This window comes from Dyadobacter ginsengisoli DSM 21015 (assembly GCF_059568735.1).
The window spans coordinates 96,223-115,977 of record NZ_JCANTY010000003.1 but is presented as its reverse complement, the minus strand read 5'-3'; the positions used below and the strand labels follow the sequence as shown (position 1 = coordinate 115,977).

Sequence of the window (19,755 nt, the reverse complement as noted above, 5' to 3'; positions counted from 1 at the left end):
TTTGTCGAAATTCTTCAGTGAAAATTCAGTGATATCCACAAAATCCGGCTTTTCGCTATAATACCGTTAATTGTACCAAATGTGCATTTAGTCCTTAAAAACGCCCCGTACGACAATTCTCGGTGTAGAAGCGTTACTAATTCTTCCGTCATTATTATGACTAAGTTTTGCTCCTAGGCCCGCCCCTGGTTAAGGGTCTCATAAATCAACAAAACTCCTGATTAAGATAGATCTGGATCAGTTTTCTCGTCGGTCGATATGTAACCGGTTCCTTCCGGTGTTGTCTTTTGAGTCGGCGCTTTATATTGAAAAAGTTATATTATTAATTTCAATGTCTATTGCAATCACTTTGAGCGGCTACCTCAACATATTCTACTATAAATAGCTGTATTTTAAAGAATTATTATATTTTTAAATATAGAAATACTTCTATAAACATCCACAGAAGTAACTTACATTTTCTCATAGATCTATTTTTTTGCCACCTGTAATATAAAAAAAGTTATATTTTTAGTTGATCTAATTTTTACCTTTGTGACGTACTTTTTTGGTACCAATCGATTACAGCTAATCAATTACAAATCAAATACGTTATGAAAAATTTTACGTTTCTCTTTACCCTTATGCTATTGACCCTGGGCTTCGGCTTTCAGGCGAGTGCGACGAACGATTGTAATTGCCCGGACAATGTGTTGAAGAACGCTAGCTTCGAGGGCAACACGAACAACTGGTCGGTCTCCAACTCGACAAGTTTTACAACCTCCACAGGTTATAATATGTGCGGCACCTATAATGCCGCGATCAACGGTTCCGGTTCAGCCTGGCAGGAGGTTGCGCTTACTGGCGGAAGCGATGTTTCTGTGAAGGTTTACGGCGGTACACATCACAATCAATACACACACGAATTCAAATTGATTTTCTATAATTCTGGGGGAACGAAAGTTGGTGATGAGGTGGTGAAGGCGATGAATTATGAGGTAGGTAGCGGAAGCTCGCTTCAATTGTACCAGCTGACGGGAAAAGCTCCTGCCACTGCGACAAAAGTGCGGTTTTTGCTTACGTCAAGTGGCGATTACTTTAAAGTAGACGGAGCTTGTATGACCATTACTCCTCCTGCTGTTCCGGTTGATTGCGGTTGTGTGACATCGGCGGGCAACCCGATCAAAAATGGAAGTTTTGAAGGCAATACCAATAACTGGTCGAAAAGCAGCGGTACCAACTTCAGCATTGACCAGGCTTACAACATGTGCGGCGATTACAATGGCTTGATTACGGGCGCAGGAACGGTGTGGCAGGATGTGGCTTTGGTGGCCGGTTCAAAAGTGGATTTGAGCGTATATGGTGGTACGCACGACAATAGCCAGACCCATCAATTTAAACTGACCTTCTACGACGGAGCCGGAAACAAGATCGATGCGAATGAGGCCGTGGTGGCGATGAATTACGAAGTAAGCGGAAGCAAACTTCAGCAATATCAGTTATCAGCAACAGCTCCTGCCGGTGCAACGAAAGTGCGTTTCTCATTTTACTCAAGCGGCAACTATTTCAAAATAGATGTGGTTTGCATGAGCATTACTACTCCTGCGATTTGCGAGGAATGTACTAATAATACTTTGCAGAACGGGAATTTTGAAAGTGGTATTAACGGATGGAACGTAACAGGGACACTGACGGCAGAGGCTATTTACGCGGTCTGCGGCTCCAACGGAGGCAAACTCTCGGGTGCTGGCAAGTTCTGGCAGGATGTCGAAATGCTGTCGACTTTTGGCGGGCAGGTGAGCCTCACGATTTACGGCGCGCACAGCAGTTCAAATAGTCAGAAATTCCAACTTGTATTCCTCACCGAATCGCAGGCTGAATTGGGACAGATTACAAAAGATGTAACAAAGTCTCTCAGCAGCAATCCCTGGGGACTTGAGAAGTATACGCTTGCTGGTAGTGTTCCTACCGGGACCAAATACGTTCGCGTACTGGCATCGTCGGCAGGTAATGACCTCCTGGTAGACAATGCATGTCTCACCTTCTCAGGTCCTCCGCTTCCAGTGACATTATCTGCTTTCAATGCGAAGAAAGAAGGTACAACGGCGCAATTGACGTGGACTACCACTTCCGAAAGCAACTCTGCATACTTCGAAGTGCAGCACAGCCAGGACGGTAAGAAATGGACTGCCCTTACCAGCATCGACGCAAAAGGAGAAAGCAGGGAATTGGTATCATACAGCTATACGCACACCAGTCCATTGGCAGTTAACCTTTATCGCCTTAAAATGGTCGATCTGGATGAAACCTTTGCTTTCAGTGCTATCAAAAACCTGAACTTTGATGGTGACGAGCAAATGAAGATCTATCCGAACCCTACTGTGGATCGCATCAAACTGAGCAGCAATCAGCAGATCAACAACGTGAAGCTTTACAACCAGAGCGGCGTGCTTGTGATCAACACAGTACCTGACTCGGCAAACGAAGTGGACCTGACGAAGTTGGTACAAGGAACCTACTTTGTGAAAATCAATGACGGACCGCTCATGCGCAAGATCCTCGTGGTGAGATAATCTTAGGCCGGAGTATTGCCGGAACATCACTAGCCCTTCGTTCGTAAACTACGGACGAAGGGCTTTTGTTTGCGGATATGTTTATAACTTCGTTGCCAATGACGAAATATCACCATCTTGACGACATTAGCTGAAAATCAAAATATGAAGTTTGTGAATGCGGCGGGAGGTGAAAAGTCCGGGTTGTTACGCGAGGATTTTGGCGTTGATTTCAAGTGGGGGGTGGCAACGGCAGCCTATCAGATCGAAGGAGCGGTTGACGAAGATGGGCGAAGGGATTGTGTCTGGGACGTATTTACAAGAAAAAAAGGAAAAATACACAACGGGGATCATGCCCGTCATGCCTGCGATTTCTACCACCGGTATGAAGAAGACCTCGAACTGGTTAAAACTCTGGGTTTTAGCCAGTTCCGCTTTTCGATTTCCTGGTCCAGGATCATGCCAGAAGGGCATGGCGCCGTAAATGAAGCCGGAATCGATTTTTACAACCGGCTGATAGACCGGTGCATCGCGCTGGATATCGAGCCCTGGGTGACATTGTACCATTGGGACCTTCCGCATGCACTGGAAAAATCGGGAGGCTGGAAAAACAGGCGCATCGTGGAATGGTTTGCCGACTACACCGCTGTGTGTGCGCAGGCCTTCGGGGACAGGGTGAGGCATTGGATCGTGTTGAATGAGCCGATGGCCGTCGCTGGACTGGGCTACACCACTGGAGAGCATGCGCCGGGTAACAAGGGGATCCATAATTTTCTACCGGTAGTGCACCACCTCGCATTAAGTCAGGCCGAAGGAGGTAGGGTGTTGCGCAGGATGCTGCCCGATGCCAGGATCGGTAATGCGATATCCTGTTCCTACGTTCACCCCAACAGTACGAGCGCAGCGGACGTGAGAGCTGCAAAGCGTGCCGATGCTTTGATGAACAGGCTGTTCGTGGAGCCGGCGCTGGGTTTGGGATACCCGAAGGATGCATTTCCTTTTTTGTCCAATATCAAACGGTTCTACCGGGAAGGAGACCGGGAGCTTCTCAAATTTGATTTTGATTTCTGGGGACTCCAGAACTACTTCAGTGTAGTTGTGCAGCATTCGTATCTGGCTCCTGTTATGTGGCTGAAAGAAGTCCCGGCAAGCCTGCGTAATGTACCTGTTACCGGCCTGGGTTGGGAGGTGAGTCCGGACGGTATGCATCGCATCCTCCACCAGTTCGGCAGATACGAAGGGATCCGTGAGCTCATCATTACGGAGAGCGGCGCGGCTTTCAAAGATAAGTTGCAGGATGCAACGGTGGATGACCAGCAGCGGACGGCCTATTTCCAGGATTACCTGGCCGCAGTTTTGAAAGCGAAGAATGAAGGCGTGAAAGTGAATGGGTATTTTGCCTGGACCCTGATGGATAACTTTGAATGGGCGCATGGATACTCCGCGCGGTTTGGCCTGGTGCACGTAGACTTTAAAACGCAGGTCCGTACGGTAAAGGAATCGGGGAAATGGTTTGCGGGATTTTTAAAAGATCCAAAAAAGTAACGCTTTGTTCCAACTATTTCTAAAACACGGGTGTCTATCGACATATTAAACCCCTAGAACCATGAAAATGCTGATCGTCGTGTTTGGTCTACTAGCCTGGATAGGTTGTCATGATGAAAGTAGTGATATCAATGAAGAGGTGCACGAAGTTGACGCTACCTGGGCGAATATGCTGGCGTCTGACGGTTGTTCCTGGCATTTCAGCATCACCTCACCGGATACGACGGTTTATTTGGTACCCAGTGAGGCCTCCCAATCAAAGATCGAGAAAGAGCTGGGGAAGATCGAGGGATATTACAGTTTTACCAGTGTACGCCTGAAATACAGCCTGACCGGCGGTAAAAGTACCATTCCGTGCGGCTGGGGAACCAAAGCTACCTACGATGAGATCAAGGTGATTGACATTCAAAAAAAATAGCCGATTAAAGATTCAGAATCTTTCTTGCCTCTTCTTCTGAATAATAGGCGCCTAATTCCGCTTCATCAATAATCTCCTGCACCTGCTCGTCTGTGGCAGGTGCACTTTTTTTTGCGCTGCCTGGGGAATGCTCTTCTTCAAAGACGATGATACCCTTATTTTCAAGTGAGCGGAGTATATTCAGTACCAGTTCGTCATCCGACGGGCGAATCGTTTTTACACGGTAAGTTTTCATGATTAAATTTGATTTAGATAAATAACTATTGCAAAAATTATACCCCGATTGCGGAGCCTACATGCAACCTCGCAGCGGATTTATACATCATTGCTCAAACAAATCGACAAGTCCCATGAAAATGAAACAACTACTTACCATAGCATTCTCCGCTTTCTCTGTGATTGCAGCTTATGCTCAGAGTGGCGACGACCAGCCTTATGTTACCAAAAACTTCACCAACTCATCCCTGAAAGAATTACAGGTTGAAACATCCGGCGGCTCCATATCCGTTACCGGTGGCCAAAGTGGCGGCTTTAAGGTGGAAATGTATGTCAAAGGAAATGGCTGGAATAATAATAAGGAGCTTTCGAAGGCGGAAATAGAAGACAGGCTGGAAGATTACGATATCCTGATCGGCACGGAAGGGAATAAAGTAGTGGCCACAGCAAAAAGGAAAAATGGTGTGGAATGGAATGAGAAAAGGAACATATCTATCGCATTCAAAGTGACTGCGCCCAGAAATGTAGCTACGAACCTCAAAACGAGTGGCGGAAGTATCAAAATTGCATCGCTCACAGGAGATCAGAATTTTACAACCAGCGGGGGGAGTCTTAAAATTGACGACCTCAATGGTGTAATCCGGGGGCGCACATCGGGTGGAAGCATCGATGTAGTCCGCTGCACCAAGGATATAGAGTTGCACACCAGTGGTGGTAGCATCAAGGCAGAGGAACTGAAAGGCAGGATTGAACTGAAAACATCCGGCGGAAGTATCCAGCTCGCTAATATGGATGGGGATGTATTTGCCCATACCAGCGGAGGTAGCATTAAAGGGGAGCGCATCGCCGGCTCACTGGATGCCGGCACATCCGGTGGTTCGATCCGGTTGGCAAGTGTTTCAGGCAGCATCCGCGCGAAAACGAGTGCGGGAGGCATTGATCTGGAACTGACGTCTTTGGGTAAGTTTGTTGACCTTTCCACCTCAGCGGGCAGTGTTCGTGTCACGATGCCGCTGGATAAAGGAGTGGATCTCAATCTGAGAGGTAACAAAGTCTCTATCCCGCTTAAAAACTTTGACGGATCGGCCGAGAAAGACCGGGTGCAAGGGAAAATGAATGGTGGAGGGATTCCTGTTACCTTGTCAGCCAGCGCCGGAAGTATTTATGTGAACCAGTAAGAGATACCAAAATGCCATAGGATGAGCGGAGGGCTTGATTGCCCTTTGCTCATTTTTTTTCTAAAACTGTTACCAAAGCAATGCATCGACGTCCAAATGGTAAAAAAACGGACGTATGTATCAAAGAATACTGAATAGCCTGCAAGACTTTTTCGGGATCTCCCGTAAAGAAGCGAGGGGTGCACTTGTCATGATGGTGGGTTGCGTGCTGATCGTATGGGCTCCTTTTTTATTCCGTCGCTGGGTGTTGCCAAAGTTGCCATTGGATGCCCGGGCCGTGGAGTTTCGGGTGCTAGATAGCATTGCGACGCTGCTTGAAAAGAAGGAGCAGCGCCGTGAACCGACGTATTTGCAGGGAGGAAAGGACTTTGGTGGAGTGGAGCCGGCGATGGTCGATTTTGATCCCAATCGTAGTTCGGAGCAGGAATTGCGGGCATTAGGCATTCCGGCATTTCTGGCCAGGCGAATCCAAAAATTCAGGGAGAAGGGTGGTGTATTCCGAAAGAAAGAAGATCTGCTGAAAATATACGATTTCCCGCCGGTACTTTATAAGCGACTGGAACCACATATCGTGATGGTGAGTATGGAGGTTGCAACAGCACAAAATAGCCGTCCAAAACCGGATTCTTCACGTACGCGTGCTTTGCCCGTGGCCCGTTATGCCTTGACGTTCGACATAAACCAATGTGACACGAGCCAGCTCATTCGACTCAAAGGGATCGGTAGCAAATTATCGCAGCGTATTCTGAAATTCCGTGACGCTCTTGGAGGGTTCCATTCTGCGGATCAGTTCTCGGAAGTTTACGGTCTTGACTCCCTGGCGTTGTCCGAATTGCGGCGTCACGCACAAGTCATGAGCGGCGTGCGGAAAATTAACATCAATACAGCCACCGCGGAGGAGTTTGGTCAGCACAGCTATCTGCGCAACAGGAAGACCGTTTCGGTGCTGATTAATTATCGTAACCAACATGGCCCGTTCCGGTCTCTGGAAGAATTGAAAAATGTAAAGGTATTGGATGAAATTACAATCAAAAAAATAGGACCATACCTGTCGTTTTGACGATACGGCCCATTTTTGAAAGTGTTTCTGACCTAGAAATTAGGTTTAAGCAAGTATTTGGAATAGAAATTGTCGATCACCTTAACTGCCTGATCCGGTGTATCCACGATACTGATCAGTTTCAGGTCTTCAGGGTTGATATTGTGTTCGGTCAGCATCGTTCCTTTGATCCAGTCAAGCAAGCCGGACCAGTAAGCGCTGCCTACCAACACAATCGGGAAGCGGCCAATTTTCTTGGTCTGGATCAGTGTCATCGCTTCAAAAAGCTCATCCAATGTGCCAAATCCTCCGGGCATGACGATGAAGCCCTGGGAGTATTTGACGAACATCACTTTCCTCACAAAGAAAAAGTCGAAGTTGATGCTTTTATCGTGATCGATATAAATGTTGCTATGCTGCTCAAAGGGCAGCTTGATATTCAATCCAACCGACTTTCCGCCTTGTTCAAATGCACCTTTGTTACCTGCCTCCATAATACCCGGTCCGCCGCCGGTAATGACACCATAACCGTGACGGACAAGCTTGGCAGCGATTTCTTCCGCTGTTTTATAATAAGGATTATCCGGCAGTGTGCGTGCAGAACCAAAAACAGAAACACAGGGGCCGATTTTAGCCAGTTTATCAAAACCTTCCACAAATTCGGCCATTACTTTGAAAACAACCCAGGAGTCGGCACTTTTGATTTCATTCCAGTTGCGGTCTTCAAACGCTTCCTTGATTCTCTTTTCGTCTTCCGGAACCGCAGGATTAAGGAGAGATACATCAACGAGTTCTCCATTGGTTGGTTTTGCCTCTTCACTCATAATTCAGGATTCATTGAGTTGTTGATCGGATAATGGTAACTTTGCAGCCATTATCACTAAAAATAGAAAACTTTTAACGTTACCTGCCGTCAATAAGAAGGCGGGCAGGCTACAATTAACAAAAAAGTAATGAGAAAAATTGCTATTGGTGCCGACCACGCGGGTTTCCCCTACAAGCAGCCGATGATAGACTGGCTTACGACAAATGGCTTTGAAGTAAAGGACTTCGGAACATACAGCGCCGATTCAGCGGATTATGCGGACTTTGCACATCCCGTAGCCGGTGGCGTGGAAAGCAAAGAGTTTGAAAAAGGGGTTTTGTTGTGCGGAAGCGGACAGGGGGTTTGCATTACTGCAAACAAACACCAGGGCGTGAGAGCGGCACTGGTCTGGGATTTACCACTTGCAGCGTTGTCACGACAGCACAACGATGCCAATGTAATCTGTTTCCCGGTACGTTTTGTAGAGTTGGAAACTGCGTTGGCAAGCCTGGAAGCCTTTTTGAGTACGGAGTTCGAAGGTGGCCGGCATCAGACCCGTGTCGACAAGATCTCGTGCTAGTTGATGCGCTGATAAATACCTTTCCAGGGACTTAGATTATACTGCTTCTTTAATGCCGGAACTCGGTTCAATAGTTTCGGCATGATATTCACCTTGTCGATCACGTAATCGGGAGGATCCTTTTTGAAATTATTGTAGACGTGGATCACACTGTCGAAATTATCGAGGTTTTGTAAATCGTAGCTGGCCAGCTCCCAGTTGAGATAGGGGGTGGCGGTAAAGTTATTGATGTATTCTCCCGAATTCTGGCCGAGCACGAGTATTCGCTTGTTACGTATTTGTTCAGGCAAATTGGCCGGCTTAGCCCTCAGATTTTCAAGCTTACCCATCGCAACCCCGGGAAGCACCCCCCGCAGCCCCTGGTATTGAATTAGGATAATGGCTGCACCCATCAGTGTAAACTGCAGTTCATCCGCCCAGCTGTTTTTCTTGAAGCTTTGGAAATAATGGGTAGCAAAAAACGCGGCTGGCGGGATAAATATGACGAATTGCATCGGTGCCAGGAACTGCATCAGGGGAATGGTGAATACCGCTACGATAAACCAGAGTGCCATTACCTGCTGGATCCTGGTCTGATAGTTCACAAACCGGAGGGTGGTGAATATCCGCATGAAACCCATTACCCCGAAACCCAGCGGGAGGAGCAATGAAGCCAGCAGAGAAGAAAAATCATTGAGGTTATATTGCTTCACCTGAAAAACCGATGTGAGCAGGTTGCGGTTGAGACTCTCTATCCCATTGTTTAGATAAAAAAACAGCACGACCATCAGGAGCGGGAAAACGGATCCGAACAAGCCGAGCAGGTGATGGCGGAATGTAGAGCCGGTATAAAACAGCAATGCAAGAAAAGCCCAGGCCATAAAAAGCGAGGCCGGCAGGTAGAACAATGTAGCGATACCGATATAGAGCCCGAGCTCGAAAACCTGGTTGGTCACTTCCCTTCTTACCAGCATTTTGACGATTGACCCGAATGCGAAGAGCAGGAATGTGTTCGCAATGAGCATGGGGGACAACGTGCCCATGTCGAATGAAATATTCAGAAAAAGGGCATACAACGCACCGGGCAGGAATGTTCGCTCCGGAAAGACGTCCCGTGAATAGATGACGTAGTTGAAGTACAGGATCTGGACGAGTGAAACCCCCATTGCTGCAAACTGATAGGCCCATTGCGCACGGCCGAAAAGGCTGTCTATAAGCCAGTAAGTCAACCCGGAAAACGGGCTTACATTATCCCAAACATCCCGGTAGAGCATAAAGCCGCGTCCCATTTGTTCACCCACGAGCATCCAGCTGAGCTCAGGGATCAGCATAGGCGCCCCACCCAGGAAAAAGGGTAGACGGAGCAACAGGAAGAATACGACCAGACTGATGGTCTGATACCGTGCATTGACGCGAAAAAAACTAAGCAAGAAGCAGGCAGATTATGTCTCTGATGGGAATAAGTTTCACGAAATTACAATGCCAGGTTCTACAAAAACAAAATAAGTATGGATATTTGTGCTTATTATTAGGAGTGAGGGAGTGATTTAGGAGAAGTAAGTTTACGTCGCCCTAACTTGCGGAGCAGGAATGGCTAACAAGACAGACAGTAATCCCTCCGGATAACGATTTGACACATGGAATCTAAAAGACAACAAAAAGTAGGCAGGCAGATACAAAAGGACCTGGGAGAGATCTTCCAGAAGGATGCGCAACATCTTACTAGCGGGGCTTTTGTAACCATCACGGCGGTACGCGTGACACCTGACCTAAGCATTGCCAGGGCATACCTGAGCTTCCTTCCCGACAGGAATAAGTCGATGTTACTTGAAACGATCCGCGAAAATACCCGTTTTATACGGCAGAAGCTGGCTGAAAGGGTCAGACATCAGCTGAGGATCGTGCCGCATCTGCAATTTTATATCGATGACACTGCGGAGTACGCAGCTAAAATGGATCTGCTCTTTTCTGATCTGGTCATTCCCCCCGCCCAGCCTGACGACGAGGAAGAGGCTAATTGATCTGAATCCCGGACGTCATGGATATCTCTTATCGGATTGCCATTCGCTACTTTTTTTCGCGTAACAAAAGAAGCTTTATCAGCGTTATCGCGCGCATCGCAATGGCTGGTGTGGCGGTAGGTACGATGGCTATGGTTGTGGTACTATCCGTGTTCAATGGGATGGAGGAATTGAACCGCAAGATATTCAAAACCTTCGATGCCGACGTGCGTATCATCCCTTCAGAAGGAAAACGCTTCAAAATGACCACAGGTCTTCTTCACGAGGTGAAAAATACGCAGGGGGTACTGCGGGTAACCCAGGTGATAGAAGACAATGCATTGGCCAGATACGGAAACCAGCAAACAATCGTCCGATTGAAAGGAGTTGACAGCACTTTTGAAGACCAAAGGAACCTGGACACGGCTATGGTGGAGGGGGCCACACGGCTTTACGGTGGAAATGGTACGCCTTTCGCGGTGATAGCAGAGGGCGTCAGGAATGCACTGTCGATTTCACTGGAAGACATTTTTACTCCCCTGGAATTATTGTACCCGCGTACCGGAAGCAAAACATTGAACCTGACCTCACCCGATGCTTTTAATCAGCTGACATTGCGCCCCGGCGGTATTTTCTTTATCGAAACACGTTATGACGACTACGTGATCGCGCCGATCAGGCAGGTGGAAGAACTGATGCAATACCGGGGAGACCGCTCCGCACTTGAAATTTACCTGGCTCCGGGCTTTGCAGAGGCCGATGTGGCGGAAGCCTTGCAAGCCAAGTTGGGCGCCCGGTTTATAGTTAAAGACAGGGATTCGCTGAACGCCGATTTATTACGGGCAATAAAAATGGAAAAGCTTTTTGTAGCAGTCACGCTCTCCCTCATTATTTTAGTGGCTGCAATCAATATATTCTTCTCATTGAGCATGTTGGCCATTGAAAAGAAGAAGGACGTTTCGATGCTTTACGCCATGGGGGCAACACCATCCCTGATCCGGAAAATATTCATGGCAGAAGGTGCGATCGTGGCACTCTCGGGCTCCATCGCAGGACTCTTGGGAGGAATGGCGATATGCTGGCTGCAGATCCGTTACGGTCTGGTATCGATGGGTATGACCACCTCATTGGTAGATGCATATCCGGTTAAATTAATATGGGAAGACATACTCTACACAGGGATTATTGTCGTTATGATAACTATGGCTGTTTCCTACATACCCGCGCGCAGGGCCGCAGATGCCGGCGCGTTATTGCGGGTTTAGCATTTTAGGGGCGGAAACAAAGAACATTAACTGAATTACATTGACTTACTTCCTGGCAATCAATCACACAGCAAACATGACCGGTTATCATAAAGGATTTTTTTGGAACCGATTGATTCTTACTTTTTTTGGTTTTTTACTCTTTCTGTCATTCAACGCACAGGCGGTAGCCAGCGATAAAGCCGATACATTATACAGGAGAAATCCTGGGACATTAACGCCGAAAGGCCCCTATCGCCCGGAACGCGCGAAAAAAAGCGATATTCTTTACACCCGGCTCGATGTGCAGTTCGATTGGGTGAAACAACAGGTGCCTGCTACTGCTATTCTTAAATTCAAGCCCCACTTTTATCCGCAGAACACGCTGGAACTGGACGCGAAGGGATTTGATATCAAAGCCATTGCGTTGATGGATACGAGCGGGAACTATGGTGATCTTTCAGCTGCGGAAATTACGGCGAAGACAAAAAAGAAACTTGAATACACCTATGACAAGCGTAAGCTGATCATCAAGCTGGGCCAGGAATATACGCGTAAGGATACGTTGTTTGTGAAAATAGACTACGTGGCCCGTCCGAATGACGTGCCGCGCGGTAAAGCCGACGACAGCGCCTCCGATAAAGGGCTTTATTTTATTAATGCAGATGGCCTCGATGAAGGTAAACCGCGGCAGATCTGGACCCAGGGCGAGACGGAAGGCAATTCCTGCTGGTTTCCGACCATTGATGCGCCGAACCAGAAATTTACCCAGGATATTTACATAACCGTCGATAGTACCTACAAGACGCTCTCGAACGGATTGCTGATCGGACAGGAAGAGGGGAAAAAAGGTGTTCGTACCGACCATTGGAGACAATCATTGCCGCATGCACCTTACCTGGTGATGATGGCGGTGGGGGATTTCGCTGTTTCGAAAGATATGATGCCCAACGGGTTGGAGCTAAGCTATTATGTAGAGCCTAAGTATGCTGCGGATGCTGAGGCTATTTTTGGACGCACTCCCGAGATGATCGGCTTCTTTTCCAATGTGTTCGGAGTGCCCTTCCCCTGGGAAAAGTATAGCCAGATTGCCGTGCGAGATTTCGTGGCGGGGGCCATGGAGAATACTACGGCAACCGTGCATGAAGAGGGCGTTCAGAATGATACGCGTTCATTGATTGACGGAAATTCAGATGCGGTGATCGCCCACGAACTGGCACATCACTGGTTTGGAGATTATGTTACTGCTGAGGAATGGGGACAGTTGCCGCTGAACGAGTCGTTTGCCAACTATTCGGAATATTTGTGGAGCGAATACAACGACGGCCGGTATGAGGCTGACTGGGGGAATCTGCAGGAAATGAAAGAATACCTGACCGAGTCGGAAACCAAGCAGGTTCCGATGATCCGGTACTTCTATAAGGACCGCGAAAGTATGTTCGATGGTCACTCGTACGCGAAGGGTGGCCGCATTCTGCATATGTTGCGTAACTATGTGGGTGACGATGCGTTTTTTGCTTCACTTCAGATGTACCTGAAAACGAATGCCCTGGGGACAGCAGAAATTGATGACCTCAGAATAGCATTTGAAAAAGTTACCGGTCAGGATCTTAACTGGTTTTTTGATCAATGGTTTCACAGACCGGGACATCCTGTCCTGAAAATACAGCAGGAATATGCCGCTACAACGGGCAAAGTGCTGTTAAAAATCAAGCAGTCGCAGGATACCCTTGCAACGACGGTTTATCGCTTGCCGGTTAAGGTGGACGTATGGGTAGGAGGGAAAAAGAGCCGTTATGATGTTGTGGTGGAAAAAGTAAATCAAACTCTTGAATTTCCGGCGGCCAAAAAGCCTGATCTTGTAATTTTTGATTCCGAAGCACAGTTGCTCGGTGTGATCGAGCATGAAAAGAATCGCCCGGAAATGGCGTTCCAGTATCTGAATTCGGATCGTTTTTTGCATAAATATGAAGCACTTTCGTCACTGGAAGGAGGTCTTGCCGACAGCACAGTCAAGAATATTCTGGTGAAAGCAATGGAAGACCCGTTCTGGAAATTTCGTCAAATGGCAATCAGTAACTTTGCCGAATATGATGGTCCGGGATTTGCCGACATCGAAAAGATAATCCAGAGCAGGGCGCGCATTGATGCGCATCCACAGGTTCGTTCGGAAGCGATTATTACACTGGCCACATTCGGAGATAACAACAGCGATTCGATATTCCGGGAAGCATTGAGTGACAGCTCCTATCTCGTTGTGTCGGTTGCCATTGAAAAATACCTCATGGGACAGCCCAACGACGCGAAAGAAATTGCTGGCCAATTCGAGAATTCTCCGAACGACGCTATTGTAACATCTGTCGCTAACTATTATGCGGGCCTGGCAGAGCCGGAGCGCTTCGATTGGTTTTTGGCCAAAATGAAGGCGATGAAGCCAACCGAGAAATATAACTTTCTGCAAGTTTTCGGTAAATACCTGATCAAGTCGAAACAAGATATTCAGCGTAAAAGCATCCCGATCCTGGAAGGACTGGCGCGGGATAATCCTTCCTACTTCGTGCGCTTCGGAGCGTTCCAGGCGCTTGGCCTGCTCACCGACATTCAAGGCGTTTCAGCGCTTCGCAAGGACATTCGGGCGAAGGAAACAGAACCCAAGCTGAAAGAGATGTACAGTCAGTTTGGTGATCTGTAAATCGCGAAGCAATTCAGTAAGCCGTAGGTCAGGTGTTGTTAATGGAGCAGATATTAACGTGAATTGTAATGGTTAATATACGAGTTTCCTGACCTTCCGGCTATTCCCGGCCGCCTCGGTTTCCCGAGGAACCACATCGTCGCGCAGTGAATGTTATTGCGGATCCAGGTAGTAGTCCAGGTTCTCCTTTGTAATAATGTCAAGGGGAAGGAATTTGATAGCGGGAATCTCCTTCTTGAAAATCAGATGGTTGGCAAGTTGATGAATTCCCCAGTATCCTTGGCCCAAAGGATTCTGATTGATCAGAAAGTCAATAATCCCCTTGTTGAGATATTCCTGATTGTGTTCGATCAGGTCGTATCCGATCAGTTTGATGTCTGTCAAAGCATTTTTTTCCAGGTAAGCGGCCACCTGGAATGCTTTGGAGTTGGTAACGTATACTGCGCCGAGGTCCGGATATTTCCGGCGTATTGCATCAAGCTGTGTGTCAGGACCCTCTTCTTCGGGAAAATTGATTTCCTGACTGATGACGTTAAATGTCCCATCCAGATTTTCTCCTTTGAAATAGTCGCGAAAGCCTTCTTCCTTGGTAATCAGATGAGCAGAGTTCGAAATGTCTTCGTTGACATGTGCCACAAGCACAGTTCCTGGCTTGTGTAGCCCGAAACAGAGTATCTTGGCCGCCAGCGACCCGCTCCGGTAAGAATCCTGACCGATATAGCACAATGGCGCTACGTGCTCGATCTGTGTATTGAACAATACGTAGGGAATGTTCAAATCCGCCCATTCCTTGAAAAATGGCAGCGCTTCCTTGTAGAAGATAGGAGCGATCAGCAGGCCGTCGGGATGGTCGCGGCTGATTTCCTTTGCTTTGGCTATGAAAGATTGCTCTTCGTGCGAGTTGAAAATAAATTTGGTGATGTGTACTCCATACTGCCTGAGTTCTTTTTCCGCCTTTTCAAGCCCGTTATGCGGTGCTTCCCAGTAGGAGTCCAGCTTAGGATCGGGGATGAGCGCGGCGAGATTAAATGCGCGCTGCGATTTGAGTGATTGGGCGATGAGGTTGGGCTCGTAGTTCAACTCCTTGATGATGGCCAGGATTCGTTCCCGGACATCGTCTGCTACTCTTCCGCGATTATGTAAAACGCGGTCGACCGTTCCCTTGGAAGTCTGGGCCCTTTCGGCTATATCTTTAATTCTAACGATTTTCTTTTTCACACGTAACTAATATTCAAGAGTATATTTCGGTATTAATCAACAAAACTAACAAGTAATTGTGAACATGAGTAATGGGTAAAGATCTAGTGGAAGCCAACTACCCATTACAAAATTTTTCAAATTTTTTTTATAATAAATTTGAGATTGTGGCGGCAAGCCCTTAGTTTTACTTAGCCAAAAATAACTAGCTGTTATCTTTGACGTGTACGAACCCGGTATATGTTTCTAGTTGCGTGCTCGAACACTTTTTTAAATTTTGCTAGGAAAAACCAATTTGACAACTAATTTTGTAAATAAGATAAGAAAGAAAATTTTATTCTTTAATACTCCTAACCTTTAACCTTTTCAGGAATTCATTTATTGAAATTCCTCTAATCCTAAACCTGCAAAGCGCACGAACATCGTTTCGTGCGCTTTTTGCTTATAACTGCTGTACAAAATCCACCACGACATTGTCGCTGTCCACGTACGATGAGCAGGTGAGTATCCAGCCTTCCATCAGGTCGCGGTCGGTCAATACTTCATTGACGCTCATATGTACACCTCCGGTTTTGCATATCGCGGCACACGTCGAGCATCGCCCGCCTTTGCAGCTGTAAGGCAACTGTATCCCGTTGGCCAATGCGGCGTCGAGAACGGTAGAGTGTGCCGGCACGTGCAGGTTATAAGTTGTGGCCTGGAAATTCAGTTTGATATTGTGCGGGTGTGAATCCGGGGGCGGAGGTGGGGGGGAGGTGATAACAAAATTCTCCTTCCGGATCTGTGCAGTCAGGAATCCCATGAAATGTAAGGTGATCTCAGCCGATCGCATCAGATCAAACGGTCCGCAAATAAAGAAGCGCGCTTCGGATCGTTTAAACCGTAACGACTGTCCTACGAGCTGTTCCAGCCGGGTATTGTTGATTCTGCCACGGATTCCATTCCATTCGTCGGAGGGCTGGCTATGGATGTGAATGACGCGTAGGCGCTCGGGGAAGCGCGACTGCCAATGCGTTATTTGTTCCCAGAAGAGCGTATTCCTAACATTGCGGCTGGCATATATGAGACTAACCTGTGCGCCCGGCTCATGAGCCAATGCGTGTTTCAGAATGGAAAACAAGGGCGTGATACCGCTGCCGGCACCGATCAGGACTATATCGCGTGGCTGATCGTCCGGGATATTTTCCAGCACGAAGCGACCCGACGGAGCGAGAGCCCGGAAAGTGTCACCGATTTGAACAGTATCGATCCAGAAACGGGATATTTCCCCGTTTGCAACGCGCTTGACAGTAATGGAAGGAAATGGATCGACTCCAGGCGCGGAGCTCATGGAGTAGGACCGCCGGATCTCATGTCCGTGCATAGGGATGAGAAAAGTCAGAAATTGTCCTGCTTTATAGCGAAATGGCTCATTCCCGGTTATTTCAAAAACAAATGTTTTGGTGTCGTCACTTTCGCGGATGATCTCTTTTACGCGAAGCGGGATGGTGTTCTCGGCCATGTGTGTTTGTTTTGTTCTATCGACAATGCTTCATACTCTGCCAGTAGTGTCCAGCAATGAGCTTCACATATCCAGCGCATGTGAAAAAGCGGGTGATAGGAGAGTCTGTATAGCCAGGGGTTTTCATAAGCTGTTAGCAAACCCGCAATAAAAAAGTAAAAACCTGTAAAATCCTTATTTGTGAAATCTTCCACCGGAATGCGGGTAGTATTAACGCCTAATCTTATCAAGGAAGTGGAAAGAATGACCCGGTCCATGGGGTGCTGGGTGCCATCGAGCAACCGCAGGGTGTCTTCAATCAGTTTATTGCTGATGGCTTGTAATACGGGTGGATCAAATGCGGCGATTAGCCTCGCTACATGGTAAATAATCAGTGGTGTGCGCGGATATTGGTGCGCGCAGCGGAATGGGGCATCGAGGTATCGCCCGGTTTCGATCACGGACCGGATGTAGGTCAGGGAGGCATCGTCGTGATCATTCCAGGGCAATTGGTAATGCAGAATGCAATACATGATATTGCTGAGCACGCTCACGTCAAATTCAATGTACATGTTTTTCCCAAACCAGGTCGAATAGGCTTTTAGCGACTGGTATTCGGGATAGGTGTTGCTGATCCATTGTTTGCTGCCGTTCGCATGAAGCGCCAGTTTCTCTTTCAGCCACAAAAGCTCTGCACGCGTAGGAGTGGTCGTGAGGTAAGCGAAGGCAGTGTCGTCGATGTCGTCCGGAATCCGGAAATGTTCCAAGTGTCTGAAAATACGACCGTTGGGGAAATGCTCCGAGGGTTTGGTTTTCCAGAAATTGTAGGTTTTAAGCCCGTCCTTATTTTGAAATTTTGGGAAGTTAGCCGTGATGCCGGCGCAGATGCGGTTTATAAGCGCGCCGCTGTCGGCATCGCAGTATTGGTGAATAGATTGCAAGGTGAACCCGATAATGGCGGAGAAGAACATCGTGGTGTCTTCACGCCGATAACCGATTATTTCATTGACCCGTTGCGCCGGGAACAGGCCTTTGGGGAATATTGCATTGCCCTGTGACTGTAATGCACTGACCCGACCGATAAACTCCTGCAACGTTTGCTTCATGCGCCGAAACTAACAAAACACATTAAAAAAAGAAACCCTGCCGCATTTCCGGCAGGGTTTCTTTTATATATCGAAAAGGTTAAACTCCTTCCGCAACAACTTCCTTCACATCCGGTACCATCCGGGTAAGCAGATTCTCAATGCCCGCTTTGAGTGTCAGGGTGGAAGACGGGCATCCGCTGCATGAGCCTTGCAATAACACCTTCACGACTCCCGATTCTTCATCGAAGGAATGAAAGTTGATCGCGCCGCCGTCAGACTCAACGGCCGGACGCACATACTGATCGAGCGCCGCTTTGATTTTCTGAACAGCGTCTGAATCGCGGGAATCGACGATGAGAGTATTCTTTTCAATCGTCTGTTGCTCGAATACCGGGTGGTTCTCTTCGAAATAGATCTTGATAAACTGCTTGGTATCGCGGAGTACTTCTTCCCACGCGACGACATCATCTTTGGTGATGGTGACGAAGTTACTGGCGATAAAGACCCGTTTCACATGTGGAAACTGAAAAAGATCGGCAGCGAGGGGCGAGGCTTTGCCTTCTTCAAGCGCTGATTCCAGCGAAGGGTAGTCAAATGAAAGGCCATCCGGTACCAATTCGAAATTCAGGACGAATTTCATCGAGTTCGGATTGGGGCTCAATTCGGTATATACAAAAATCGGGCGTGACATCATGTCGTCGGGTCAATAATGTGGGTGAAACAAACTCTCCAGACTATCAAACACGTCTGTTGCGCTTTTGGTTTGGAGAGGGCATTAAAAAACCCGCCGGACTTATGCCCGACGGGTTTTTTAATGCCTTTTGGCCGGCAGGTCGTTGCTTATGCTTCTGCAACTTCCGCAACGATCGGTTCGATGTGAACGTAAGATCTGTTTTCGCGGGTCTTGCGGAACACTACGTTACCGTCAACCAATGCGAACAATGTATGGTCACGGCCGATACCTACATTTTTGCCTGGGTTATGCTTGGTTCCACGCTGACGAACCAGGATATTTCCTGCTTTTGCCAACTGGCCACCGAATAATTTCACACCAAGACGCTTGCTTTCCGATTCACGTCCGTTTTTCGAGCTACCTACACCTTTCTTATGTGCCATGATATCTTATACTATTAGTTGTAATTTCCTGTTTGAACTGGGTTTGGCTTGCGCCAACTTCATGCTTAGGCAACGATCTCGTCGATGCTGATTTTAGTCAGATACTGACGGTGACCATTCTTCACGCGGTATCCTTTGCGTCTCTTCTTTTTGAAGACGATCACTTTCTCACCTTTAAGGTGTTCAAGAACAGTTGCTTTAACAGAAGCACCTGCTACTGTCGGAAGACCTACCTGTACTGTGCCTCCGTTGTCAACGAGAAGGACTTTGTCAAATACAAGTGCAGCGTTCACGTCACCTTCAAGCCTATGCGTGAAGATTTCGCGACCCTTTTCAACTTTAAATTGCTGACCTGCGATTTCTACGATTGCGTACATGTTAATAAGTTATATTAAACTACATTCAAAATTTGAGGTGCAAAGATAATTAGAGAGTTGCAGAATCACAACGCATTAACCTAAATAATCACTGGTTTTTCACTCCGGGGGATATGCAGAAAAAAGTAATTGCCCTCTGAAAAGGTTGAAGATCGTGAAGTTGTCATTACATTGACGGGCAGCAACTCAATAATTAATCACGCACAAATAGTTAAAGTGGCCGGAAAGGTTACCTTTATACGGTATATGGCCGCGTGGGCGTTAGTTGAA

At 47.5% G+C, this 19,755-nt stretch carries 18 protein-coding genes; 9 read left to right on the top strand and 9 right to left on the bottom strand.

The window, feature by feature from the left end:
- Window positions 1–593: 593 nt before the first annotated feature.
- From BP71_RS11365 to BP71_RS11355, 3 genes are all read left to right on the top strand, one after another.
- A complete protein-coding gene (locus BP71_RS11365) occupies window positions 594–2,552 on the top strand; it encodes a DUF7850 domain-containing protein (RefSeq protein ID WP_496379205.1) in 1,959 nt (652 codons plus the stop codon).
- A gap of 144 nt (window positions 2,553–2,696) precedes the next feature.
- Window positions 2,697–4,076 (top strand): GH1 family beta-glucosidase, encoded by a 1,380-nt coding sequence (locus BP71_RS11360; RefSeq protein WP_496379203.1) that lies wholly within the window; start codon window positions 2,697–2,699, stop codon window positions 4,074–4,076.
- A 61-nt stretch (window positions 4,077–4,137) separates the two neighbouring features.
- On the top strand, window positions 4,138–4,494 hold the full coding sequence (locus BP71_RS11355) for a hypothetical protein (RefSeq protein WP_496379201.1): 357 nt from the start codon (window positions 4,138–4,140) through the stop codon (window positions 4,492–4,494).
- Between the two features lie 4 nt (window positions 4,495–4,498).
- Here BP71_RS11355 and BP71_RS11350 read toward each other — a convergent pair whose 3' ends face one another.
- Window positions 4,499–4,729, bottom strand: coding sequence for a hypothetical protein (locus BP71_RS11350; protein WP_496379199.1), 231 nt, complete (start codon window positions 4,727–4,729; stop codon window positions 4,499–4,501).
- A 115-nt stretch (window positions 4,730–4,844) separates the two neighbouring features.
- Between BP71_RS11350 and BP71_RS11345 the strand changes: the two genes are divergently transcribed.
- Both BP71_RS11345 and BP71_RS11340 read left to right on the top strand, forming a co-directional pair.
- On the top strand, window positions 4,845–5,888 hold the full coding sequence (locus tag BP71_RS11345) for a DUF4097 family beta strand repeat-containing protein (RefSeq protein WP_496379197.1): 1,044 nt from the start codon (window positions 4,845–4,847) through the stop codon (window positions 5,886–5,888).
- A 115-nt stretch (window positions 5,889–6,003) separates the two neighbouring features.
- Window positions 6,004–6,948: a ComEA family DNA-binding protein gene (locus tag BP71_RS11340; protein WP_496379195.1), complete on the top strand. Its 945-nt coding sequence runs from the start codon at window positions 6,004–6,006 to the stop codon at window positions 6,946–6,948.
- A gap of 32 nt (window positions 6,949–6,980) precedes the next feature.
- On the opposite strand, the gene BP71_RS11335 is transcribed toward BP71_RS11340, so the two are convergent.
- A complete protein-coding gene (locus tag BP71_RS11335) occupies window positions 6,981–7,751 on the bottom strand; it encodes an LOG family protein (RefSeq protein WP_295932787.1) in 771 nt (256 codons plus the stop codon).
- Window positions 7,752–7,880: 129 nt separating this feature from the next.
- Between BP71_RS11335 and rpiB the strand changes: the two genes are divergently transcribed.
- Window positions 7,881–8,312, top strand: coding sequence for a ribose 5-phosphate isomerase B (gene rpiB / locus BP71_RS11330; protein ID WP_496379193.1), 432 nt, complete (start codon window positions 7,881–7,883; stop codon window positions 8,310–8,312).
- On the opposite strand, the gene BP71_RS11325 is transcribed toward rpiB, so the two are convergent.
- Window positions 8,309–9,721 carry a hypothetical protein gene (locus tag BP71_RS11325; protein WP_496379191.1) on the bottom strand — a complete coding sequence of 471 codons (1,413 nt, stop codon included), beginning with the start codon at window positions 9,719–9,721 and terminating at the stop codon, window positions 8,309–8,311. The genes rpiB and BP71_RS11325 overlap by 4 nt on opposite strands.
- 207 nt (window positions 9,722–9,928) lie before the next feature.
- Here BP71_RS11325 and rbfA point away from each other — a divergent pair, with 207 nt between their 5' ends.
- From rbfA to BP71_RS11310, 3 genes are all read left to right on the top strand, one after another.
- Window positions 9,929–10,312 (top strand): 30S ribosome-binding factor RbfA, encoded by a 384-nt coding sequence (rbfA, locus tag BP71_RS11320; RefSeq protein WP_295932783.1) that lies wholly within the window; start codon window positions 9,929–9,931, stop codon window positions 10,310–10,312.
- Between the two features lie 17 nt (window positions 10,313–10,329).
- Entirely contained in the window at window positions 10,330–11,556 is a 1,227-nt protein-coding gene (locus BP71_RS11315; RefSeq protein WP_496379189.1) for an ABC transporter permease, read from the top strand.
- A gap of 76 nt (window positions 11,557–11,632) precedes the next feature.
- Window positions 11,633–14,227 (top strand): M1 family aminopeptidase, encoded by a 2,595-nt coding sequence (locus tag BP71_RS11310; RefSeq protein ID WP_496379187.1) that lies wholly within the window; start codon window positions 11,633–11,635, stop codon window positions 14,225–14,227.
- Window positions 14,228–14,380: 153 nt separating this feature from the next.
- Here the strand turns inward: BP71_RS11310 and BP71_RS11305 are convergent, their stop codons facing one another.
- The 6 genes from BP71_RS11305 to rplU form a co-directional block, all read right to left on the bottom strand.
- Window positions 14,381–15,445: a substrate-binding domain-containing protein gene (locus tag BP71_RS11305; protein WP_496379185.1), complete on the bottom strand. Its 1,065-nt coding sequence runs from the start codon at window positions 15,443–15,445 to the stop codon at window positions 14,381–14,383.
- 421 nt (window positions 15,446–15,866) lie between these two features.
- Complete coding sequence (locus BP71_RS11300; RefSeq protein WP_496379183.1) at window positions 15,867–16,925, bottom strand: 2Fe-2S iron-sulfur cluster-binding protein; 1,059 nt, start codon at window positions 16,923–16,925, stop codon at window positions 15,867–15,869.
- On the bottom strand, window positions 16,895–18,010 hold the full coding sequence (locus BP71_RS11295) for a hypothetical protein (protein WP_496379181.1): 1,116 nt from the start codon (window positions 18,008–18,010) through the stop codon (window positions 16,895–16,897). The genes BP71_RS11300 and BP71_RS11295 overlap by 31 nt, the downstream gene beginning before the upstream one ends.
- Window positions 18,011–18,089: 79 nt before the next feature.
- Window positions 18,090–18,686: a NifU family protein gene (locus BP71_RS11290; protein WP_496379179.1), complete on the bottom strand. Its 597-nt coding sequence runs from the start codon at window positions 18,684–18,686 to the stop codon at window positions 18,090–18,092.
- Between the two features lie 146 nt (window positions 18,687–18,832).
- A complete protein-coding gene (rpmA, locus tag BP71_RS11285; RefSeq protein WP_496379177.1) occupies window positions 18,833–19,108 on the bottom strand; it encodes a 50S ribosomal protein L27 in 276 nt (91 codons plus the stop codon).
- A 65-nt stretch (window positions 19,109–19,173) separates the two neighbouring features.
- Entirely contained in the window at window positions 19,174–19,485 is a 312-nt protein-coding gene (rplU, locus tag BP71_RS11280) for a 50S ribosomal protein L21 (protein WP_015814326.1), read from the bottom strand.
- Window positions 19,486–19,755 lie beyond the last annotated feature (270 nt).